Source organism: Thioalkalivibrio thiocyanoxidans ARh2 (genome assembly GCF_000385215.1).
GTDB classification, from domain to species: Bacteria; Pseudomonadota; Gammaproteobacteria; order Ectothiorhodospirales; family Ectothiorhodospiraceae; genus Thioalkalivibrio; species Thioalkalivibrio thiocyanoxidans.
This window is the reverse complement of record NZ_ARQK01000016.1, coordinates 1-8,837: the sequence shown is the minus strand read 5'-3', so window position 1 is coordinate 8,837 and position 8,837 is coordinate 1. Positions and strand designations below refer to the sequence as shown.

The 8,837-nt window shown below is 68.5% G+C and carries 7 protein-coding genes; all 7 read right to left on the bottom strand.

Going from position 1 to position 8,837, the window contains the following annotated elements:
* Nucleotides 1-193: 193 nt before the first annotated feature.
* Nucleotides 194-1,030, bottom strand: a complete 837-nt coding sequence (locus G372_RS0100360) for a ferritin-like domain-containing protein (protein WP_019624667.1) — start codon at nt 1,028-1,030, stop codon at nt 194-196.
* A gap of 28 nt (nt 1,031-1,058) precedes the next feature.
* Complete coding sequence (locus G372_RS0100355; RefSeq protein WP_019624668.1) at nt 1,059-2,645, bottom strand: multicopper oxidase family protein; 1,587 nt, start codon at nt 2,643-2,645, stop codon at nt 1,059-1,061.
* Entirely contained in the window at nt 2,642-5,155 is a 2,514-nt protein-coding gene (locus G372_RS0100350) for a heavy metal translocating P-type ATPase (RefSeq protein WP_019624669.1), read from the bottom strand. Before G372_RS0100350 ends, G372_RS0100355 begins: the two co-directional genes overlap by 4 nt.
* Before the next feature lie 12 nt (nt 5,156-5,167).
* Nucleotides 5,168-5,311: a hypothetical protein gene (locus G372_RS14245; protein ID WP_018863650.1), complete on the bottom strand. Its 144-nt coding sequence runs from the start codon at nt 5,309-5,311 to the stop codon at nt 5,168-5,170.
* A 108-nt stretch (nt 5,312-5,419) separates the two neighbouring features.
* The gene (locus tag G372_RS0100340) at nt 5,420-5,788 is read right to left on the bottom strand and encodes a hypothetical protein (RefSeq protein ID WP_018863649.1); all 369 of its coding nucleotides are present in this window, start codon (nt 5,786-5,788) and stop codon (nt 5,420-5,422) included.
* Nucleotides 5,789-5,884: 96 nt separating this feature from the next.
* Complete coding sequence (gene cls / locus G372_RS0100335) at nt 5,885-7,357, bottom strand: cardiolipin synthase (protein WP_019624670.1); 1,473 nt, start codon at nt 7,355-7,357, stop codon at nt 5,885-5,887.
* 27 nt (nt 7,358-7,384) lie between these two features.
* Nucleotides 7,385-8,620, bottom strand: a complete 1,236-nt coding sequence (locus tag G372_RS0100330; protein ID WP_019624671.1) for an O-succinylhomoserine sulfhydrylase — start codon at nt 8,618-8,620, stop codon at nt 7,385-7,387.
* Nucleotides 8,621-8,837: the final 217 nt, after the last annotated feature.

The following is an 8,837-nucleotide window of genomic DNA, read 5'->3' as shown; positions in this document are numbered from 1 at the left end:
GCCGCCGGCCTGGCGCGTCCGGAGCAAGGTTCCTGGGCGAATCCCGGGCGTGTTTCTTGGTTACTTCTTTGCACGAGCAAAGAAGTAACTCGCGGTGCGCTGGCGAGACAGCGCATGGCAGGCGGCTAGCCGAAACCACCGTAAACACCGGATGCCGAACCAGGACCAGCCTCATCAAGGCAGGCGGTCGGGGCTATGGCGACGGCTCGGCGGCGGCCTGGGCCTCCAGTTGCGCCATCTCGGAGTCGGTGAAGCCGGCGGCGCGGCGGGCGGCGTGGGCGAAGGGCGGGCGTACGCGGCCCGGCATGTACTCGGCCAGCAGCTCGAGGAACAGCGGCTCGGGATCGAGCCCGCGTGCATGGGCCAGCTCGCGAAACCAGCGCGAGCCGATTGCCACGTGGGCGACCTCCTCGCGCTGGATGATCTCGAGAAGCGCCACGGTCACATGATCGCCCGCCGCCGTCAGGCGCTCGATCATGCCGGGGGTCACGTCCAGCCCGCGCGCCTCGAGCACGCGCGGCACCAGGGCCATGCGGATCATCACGTCGTGGTCGGTCGCGAGTGCGGCCTCCCACAGCCCGTTGTGGGCCGGCAGGTCGCCATAGTCCGCCCCCAACTCGTGGAGCCGCGCACGCAACAGCCGGAAATGGCGCGCCTCCTCGGCCGCCACCTGCAACCAGTCGCTGACAAAGGGTGCCGGCATGTCGCGAAAGCGATAGACGGCGTCCAGCGCCAGGTTGATTGCGTTGAACTCGATATGCGCGACGGCATGCACCAGCGCCACCCGCCCGGCCGTGCTGTGCAGCCCGCGCCGCGGCAACTCGCGCGGATGCACGAGCACCGGACGCTCGGGGCGCCCGGGCACCTCCAGGCGCCGCGGGGGTGGCGCCGCTGCCGGCGCCGTCGCGCCGGACCACCAGGCGTCCATCAGCCCCAGCACGCGCTCGCACTTGCCCTCCGGATCGGATTCCAGCAGGGCGGCCTCGGCCGCCCGGTAGAGGTTTGCCTCCGGTCGCGGTGTCGCGTTCATGGATCTCCCTGTACGTGCAGGCGTGCCATCAGGCACGCACGCGGACGTTCACCATCATGTCGTTGTCCTCGTGTTCCAGGTTGTGGCAGTGGAACACGTAGAGCTGGTCGCCATCGTAGTCGTGTGTGAAGTCGATGGCGATGCGCACGGTCTCGCCCGGCCACAGCAGGACCGTGTCCTTCCAGCCGAGATCCGCGACCGTCAGCCCGTCGTCGTTGACCGCCTGTTCGCGCACGAAATCGGGGCCGCCGGAGCGCGACAGGACCTGGAACGAGAAGCCATGGATGTGCATCGGATGCGGCATGCTGTGGTCCGCATTGCGGATGACCCACACCTCCTTCGTGTTGGCATCCACCTCGATCGGCACCCGGTCCGGGTCATAGACCTCGCCGTTGATGCGCCACTGCATCGGGGCCATGTCCAGGCGGATGTCCCGCTCCCTGGCATCGGTGACGTCGATGGGCTCGATCCGCGACAGGCGCTCGGGCACCCGAGCGGTCACGGCCTCGCCCTCGCGGACCACGAATTCGAGCAGCGCGAGCGGGTCGCCGTCGTGCATTGCGCCGCCCATCATCCGGCCCATGCCACCGCCGCCCATGCCTCCTCCCATGCCACCGCGGCCCATCATGCCGCCGCCGGCCATCGGGTCGAATTCGAGGCTGTGCAGTTCCACCCGGTCGCCCCCGGCAAAGGCCGCGAAGTCGACCAGCACCTCCAGACGCTCGCCCGGTGACAGGAAGGCCTCGTCCACCTCCCGGGCCGACTCCAGCAGACCCGCGTCCGTGCCGATGACCTGGAACGGGACCGCCTCGCCATCGGCCCGCAGCGCGAGGCGATAGATCCGGGCGGTGGAGCCGTTCAGCAGGCGCAGGCGATGGATGCGACGCTCGACCTCGTGGCTGGCGGACGGTGTCATGTTCACCAGCACCTCGTCCCCGAGATACCCCATCATCCCCTGCATCGGGTTCGGCTGGTACACCAGATGCCCGAGCCGGTCGAAGCGCTTGTCCTGCAGCACCAGCGGCAGATCGGTGCTGCCCAGCTCCAGGTCCAGGGCCTCGTTCAGGGCGTCGTTGTCGTCATCCCCGACCAGCAGGAAGCTGGCCAGTCCCTGGTGGGCCTGGCGCGCGGTCCGGTGGTGGGCATGGGTGTGATACCAGTAGGTACCGCCGCGGTTGGTCACCTTGAAGCGGTATTCGTACTGCTCCCCGGGGTCGACCGTATGGATCGGGTGCCCGTCCTCCCGGCCCGGCACATGCAGGCCGTGCCAGTGGATGATGGTGCCCTCGTCGAGCTGGTTGTCCAGGGTCACGTCCAGTTCGTCGCCCGTGCGCAGCAGCAGGATCGGATTCTGATAGTCGGCACCGTTCACCTGCGTGCGATACCACAGGAACGGCGTCTCGCTGCGGCCCGGTACCGGCAACCACCCCTGTTCGGCCACCAGGGTGAACGGCGCATCGGGCGCGAGCACCGCAAACGCACCGTCACCCCCGGGCAGGAACAGCGTGTTGTCGAAACGCGGGGCGGAGACCGCATGGTTGAACAGGGTCCAGCCGCCAAACGTGGTGACCACGGGCAGCGCCGCGGCCAGCCCGAGAAACTGGCGTCGTTTCATGATTGTTCTCCTTGTGATTTGGGCATGGTGCGGCGCAGCAGGATGGAGTTGCCGATGACCGAGAGCGAGCTGGCGGTCATCGCGATCACGCCGATCATCGGGTGCAGCAGGCCGGCCGCGGCGATCGGGATCGCCGCGGAGTTGTAGCCCCAGGCCCAGAACAGGTTCTGCACGATCTTGCGGAAGGTCATGCGCGAGAGCTGCACGGCCTCGACCACCTTGGTCAGCTCGCCGCGCACCAGGGTGACGTCCGCGGCCTCGATGGCGACGTCCGCGCCGGCCCCAATCGCGATGCCCACGTTCGCCTGCTGCAGCGCCGGGGCATCGTTGATGCCGTCGCCCACCATCGCCACGTGGTCGCCGTACTCCGCCTGCAGTTCGCGGATCGCCTCGACCTTGCCCTCCGGCAGCACGCCGGCGCGGACCTCGTCGATCCCGACCTGCGCGGCCACCGCGTTGGCGGTGCGCTCGTTGTCGCCGGTGACCATCACGCAGCGGATGCCGAGGGCATGCAGCTGTTCGATGGCGGCCTGCGACTCTTCCTTGAGCGTGTCGGCGACCGCGACAATGCCGGCCGGTCGATCGCCAATGGCCACCAGCATGGCGGTCTTGCCGGCATCCTCGAGCCGCCGCAGCGATTCCAGCAGGCCGGACGGATCCAGGCCCTGCTCCTCCAGCAGCCGCTGGCTGCCGACCAGGACACGCTCTCCGTCGAGACGAGCCTCTACCCCGCGCGCGGTGTGCGACTGGAACCGGTCGACCTCGGCGATCGCCAGCTCCCGGTCGCGCGCGCCCTGCACGATGGCCTCGGCCAGCGGGTGCGCGGAGCCGGCCTCCACGGCCGCGGCCGCTTGCAGCACGCGAGCGTCATCGAAGCCCTCGGCCGCGATCACGTCGGTCAATGCCGGCTGCCCGCGGGTGATGGTCCCAGTCTTGTCCAGCACGATCACGCGGATGTCCTTCAGCGTCTGGATCGCGGAGCCCGAGCGGATCAGCACCCCGCGCTCGGCCCCCATGCCGGAGCCGACCATCAGCGCGGTGGGCGTGGCCAGCCCCAGCGCACAGGGGCAGGCAATGACCAGCACGGCAATCGCCGCCAGCAGCGCCAGCACGATCGGGGGACGCTCCGAGTCGACCCAGGGCAGGAAGCCCTCGCCCCAGATCAGGATCGGCTGCAGCGCCCCGGAGAACGCCAGCCAGGCCGCGAACGAGGCCAGTGCGATGACCAGCACCGCCGGCACGAAACGCGCGGTGATGCGGTCTGCCAGCTCCTGCACCGGCACCCGCGAGCCCTGGGCCTCGTTCACCAGACGGATCACCTGCGACAGGAAGGTGTCGGCCCCCACGCGGGTTGCGCGCACCTTCAGCCGCCCCTGCTGGTTCAGGGTCGCGCCGAGCACGGTATCGCCCTCGCCCTTGTCCACCGGCACCGACTCGCCGGTGGCGATGGATTCGTCCACCGTGCTCTCGCCGGCGACCACCTCGCCATCGGTAGGGATCTTCTCGCCGGGGCGCACGATCATCACCTCGCCCACCTGCAGCGATTTCACCGGCACCTCGACCTCCTCGCCGTCGCGTTCGACCCGGGCGGTCTTCGCGCCCAGATCCAGCAGCTTGCGGATCGCGGAGGAGGCCTCGCCCTTGGCGCGGTACTCCAGGTAACGCCCGAGCATGTGAAAGGCCATGATGGTCGCGGCCATCTCGATGAACGAGGTCATCGGGTAGACGAAGCCGATCAGCCCCAGTAGATAGGGCGGGAGCGAGCCCATGGAAATCAGCACGTCCATGTTCAGGCTGCCGCTTTTCAGCGCGCGCCAGGACGAACGGTGGGTGGCCGCACCCCCGGCCATGAACACCACCGGGAAGGCCAGCACGGCGATGATCAGGAGATAGCCGGGGATCTCCTGCCAGAACATGTGCGGCATCATCAGCACCATGATCGCGATGGTCGGGATCATCGCGATCCACAGCCGGCGCCAGGCCTGCTTCAGATAGGCGGCGTCGATCTCGGCGTCGTCCGCCTCGCTGCCGGCCTCCTCGGTCTCCACCGCCGCCACGTCATAGCCGGCCCCCTCGACCGCGGCACGCAGGGCCTCGGCGTCGGGACCGCCGGGACCGGGTTCCACGGTCACACGGTGATCGCCGATGTTGGTGCGCACCGCCTGGATGCCGTCCAGCTTCTCGATCGCACCGCGCACAATCCCCGCGCAGTGATCCGACCCCATGCCGGGCACCACCAGGCGTACCGCACCGGCACCGCCCGCCGCGCCCTCGACCTGAGCAACATCGTAGCCGGCCCCCTCCACGGCGGCCCGCAACCCCTGCGGGTCCACCTGCTCGGGGTCGTATCCGACCGTCACCCGGTGGCGGGCGATATTGGTCCCCACCGAGGCCACGCCCGGGGTCTTCTCCAGCGCCGCGCGCACGATCCCCGCACAGTGGTCCGACCCCATGCCGGGGACGATCACCACCGCCTCGCGGGCATCCGCCGGCTTCGCTTCCGTCGTCATCGTGCGATTCCTTTAACGATTGCTGAACAGATACTTGATCAGGGCCGCGACCCCAAGAACCAGCAGCAACAGGATCCCGATCCAGAAGAGCCAGTGGGCCAGAGCGTGGCCGAAGCCGAGCCCCGTCATCCAGCCAAAACCTTGTCCATGCATCATGGTGTAGTCCTCCCAAGGACATAGTGACAACTGCGATGTGCGACACCGCTCACCGCATGGGTGATCCACGATCACCCGTGGCCGGGCGGAACCCCGACCAGGGAGGACTCAGAGGGGTGGGCGCAGATCCGGTGCCACGGGGGTACCGGGGCCCATGGCGACGGGAAGGGAGGCAAGAACGGGTGCAGCCGCGGTGACCGGCATGCCAGCAGGTGAAGGCAGGGCCGGGACCCCGCAGGCACCACAGACCGCACAGGGCATCTCGCAGGCCGAGGGCTCGGCCTGGATCACGAAGTCCGGGAAAAGGTCCAGCGGCACGGGTTCCGACAGCGATCCGGCACCCTCACCCGCGCAGTGGTCCGCCGCGGTCATGTTGTCCGCGACATTGCCGTGCATCATCCCGGCACCGGCGATCGGCGCCAGCAACAGGGCGGCGACGATCAGCAGGTTCAGCAAATGGTGCAGGGCTCGCGACACGGGCAGGCCTATAAGCGGCATATTCCGTGCAAGTCTAGCACTGGCGCGGCGCCTGCACATGACACAGATCAAACCTACCGACCACTGCCCAAAAGCCTACAGCACCGGCGCCAGCAGATAGGCGGCCCGCGCGGCCACGCGGCGCCACAGTGGGAGATCGTCCACGTCCTGCCGGGTCATCTCGCGCGAGCGGGCGAAATCCGCCTCGAACATGCGCGCCGTCTCGCGGGCAAACCTTGGATCCATCACCAGCGCGGTGACCTCGAAGTTCAGGCGGAACGAGCGGTTGTCCAGGTTCACGGTCCCCACCGCCGCGCCCATGTCGTCCACCACGAAGGCTTTGCCGTGCAGGAAGCCCTCCTGATAGCGGTAGACGCGCACGCCGGCATCCAGCAGCGGGCCCAGGAAGGCGTAGGCCGCATGCGTGGTCAGCGGGTTGTCGGTGACCTCGGGGATCAGCACGCGCACGTCGACGCCACTGAGCGCCGCCAGCTTGAGCATGCCCTGCACGCCCTCGTCGGGCACGAAGTACGGGCTGGCGATCCAGATGCGCCGCTCGGCCGCGTGGATCGCCTGCTGCATCATCAGGCTGGCGGTCTCGAACTCGTCGGCCGGGCCGGAGGGCAGGATCAGCACCGGGACGCCGTCGTCCGCCATCATCGCCGGCTGCCATTCCAGCTCCGGGATGTCTTCGGTGGCCCAGTGCCAGTCCTCCAGGAACACCGACTGCAGGGCGAGGGCGGCCGGCCCCTCGATCCGCAGGTGGGTATCGCGCCAGGGCCCGATCTTCGGGTCCCGCCCGAGATACTCGTCCCCCACGTTCAGGCCGCCGACCCAACCCTGTTCGCCATCGGCCACCATGATCTTGCGGTGGTTGCGAAAATTCAGCTGAAAGCGATTGCCCCGCCCGCGGGTCGAGTGGAAGTGCTGCACATGCACCCCCGCCTCGCGCAGGGTGTCCAGATAACTCCCGGGCAGACGGTAGCTGCCGATCTCGTCATACAGGAAGTAGACCTCGACCCCGTCCTGCGCCCGCTCCACCAGCCGCCGCTGGAGTTCGCGCCCGATCGCGTCGTCGCGCACGATATAGAACTGCACCAGCAGGTAGCGCTCGGCCTGTTCGATCCCCTCGAAGATACTGTCGAAGGCCACCTCGCCATCCACCAGCAGCTCGACCTCGTTGCCATGGAGAAACGGCCAGCGCGCCAGCCGCTGCACCCCGTCCAGGTGCTTGCTGGGTTCCTCGGCGATGTACTGGTGCGACCACAGCTCCTCGGTCTTCGGCTGCAACGCCCGCGCCAGGGCGGAATCCTCGTCGCGGCGCGCGACCACATAGCCACGAAACTCGCTGGCGCCGAATACCCAGTAGGCCGGCACAGCCACATAGGGGACGGTGTTGAGCGACACGATCCAGGCCACCGCGCCCTGCGGCGTACGGGTGGACATCAGCGCATCCAGCGACGACAGGAACCCCAGAAGGTGGAAGCCAATAACAACCGTCAGCAGGATCCGCCAGCGCGGGCGCCGGCGCGGCTTCGGATGGACATCACCGGGCTCGGGTCTGGACATATCCGTGCGGTCGATCCGGCGACCGCGTCAGAGCGCGTCGAGCCCGCGGGCCAGGTCGCGCTGGATGTCGGCGACCGCCTCCAGCCCGACCGCGACCCGCACCAGGGCCTCGGTGATGCCCTGAGCCTCGCGCCTGTCCGGGTCCACACGACCGTGGGTGGTGGTAGCCGGATGGGTGATGGTGGTCTTGGTATCGCCCAGATTCGCGGTGATCGACAGGAACCTGGTGGCGTCGATCACCGACCAGGCGGTCTCGCGCCCGCCGGCGACCTCGAAGCTCAGCACGCCGCCAAAGCCACTTTGCTGGCGCTTCGCGATCGCATGCTGCGGATGGTCCGCAAGCCCGGGGTAATGCACCGCGGTGACCTTCGGATGGGCCTGCAGCCACTGCGCCAGGGCCAGGGCGTTGTCGCTGTGGGCGCGCATGCGCAGGGCCAGGGTCTCCAGCCCCTTCAGGAACACCCAGGCGTTGAATGGCGACAGGGTCGGGCCGGCGGTGCGCAGGAAGCCGTAGACGTCCTTGCCGACACGCTCGGCATCGCCGACCACCGCGCCGCCCAGGCAGCGCCCCTGGCCGTCGAGGAACTTGGTCGCCGAGTGGATGATGATGTCGGCGCCCAGATCCAGCGGACGCTGCAGGATCGGCGTGCAGAAGCAGTTGTCCACCGCCAGCAGCGCGTCATGGCGATGCGCGGTCTCCGCCAGCGCGGCGATGTCCACCACCTCGCCCAGCGGGTTGGAGGGCGTCTCGCAGAAGTACAGCCGGGTATTCGGCTGGGTGGCGGCCTCCCAGGCCTCGAGGTTCGACAGCTCGACGTAGCTGACCTCGACGCCGAAACGACCCAGGTAGTTGTTGAACAACACGGTGGTGGTGCCGAACACCGAACGCGAGCAGACCACGTGATCGCCGGCCTTCAGCAGCCCCATCATGGTCGCGAGGATCGCGGACATGCCGGAGGCGGTGGCCACACAGGCCTCGCCCCCCTCCAGCGCCGCCAGGCGGTCCTGGAAGGTGCGCACGGTCGGATTGGTGAAGCGCGAGTAAATGTTGCCGGGGACCTCCCCGCCGAAGCGTGCGGCGGCCTCCGCGGCCGAGCCGAATACGAAGCTGGAGGTCGGGAAGATCGCCTCGGAGTGCTCGCCCTCCGGCGTGCGCTGGTAGCCGTGCCGGATGGCTACGGTCTGCGGGTCGTAGTCCCGGGGGTCGAAAGGCTCGCGGTCGAAAGGCGCGGGGTCGAACGGGTCGGGATCGAAGTCGGTCATCGCGGCATCCTAGGGAAACACTGATTAATGTACACGCTCGCGCTCGAGTCGCTTTTGCGTGCGAACAAGGCGCGGCGACTGCCGTGCAGTCATTCTGCACAAGGGAGCCGCAACGCCGAACGCGCGCAAAAGCGGCCGAGCCCCTTCGTTCATTAAGTTGTGGGGTTGGCACCCCAGGTTCCCCGATCCTGCGTTGCGCCGCTTGCGGGTAGAACCA

Bases quoted from the DNA above. Each gene is read 5' to 3' on its own strand.
- cls (WP_019624670.1), bottom strand. From the start codon at position 7,357: ATGTCCAGACCCGAGCCCGGTGATGTCCATCCGAAGCCGCGCCGGCGC.
- G372_RS0100360 (WP_019624667.1), bottom strand. From the start codon at position 1,030: ATGAACGCGACACCGCGACCGGAGGCAAACCTCTACCGGGCGGCCGAG.
- G372_RS14245 (WP_018863650.1), bottom strand. From the start codon at position 5,311: ATGATGCATGGACAAGGTTTTGGCTGGATGACGGGGCTCGGCTTCGGC.
- G372_RS0100355 (WP_019624668.1), bottom strand. From the start codon at position 2,645: ATGAAACGACGCCAGTTTCTCGGGCTGGCCGCGGCGCTGCCCGTGGTC.
- G372_RS0100350 (WP_019624669.1), bottom strand. From the start codon at position 5,155: ATGACGACGGAAGCGAAGCCGGCGGATGCCCGCGAGGCGGTGGTGATC.
- G372_RS0100330 (WP_019624671.1), bottom strand. From the start codon at position 8,620: ATGACCGACTTCGATCCCGACCCGTTCGACCCCGCGCCTTTCGACCGC.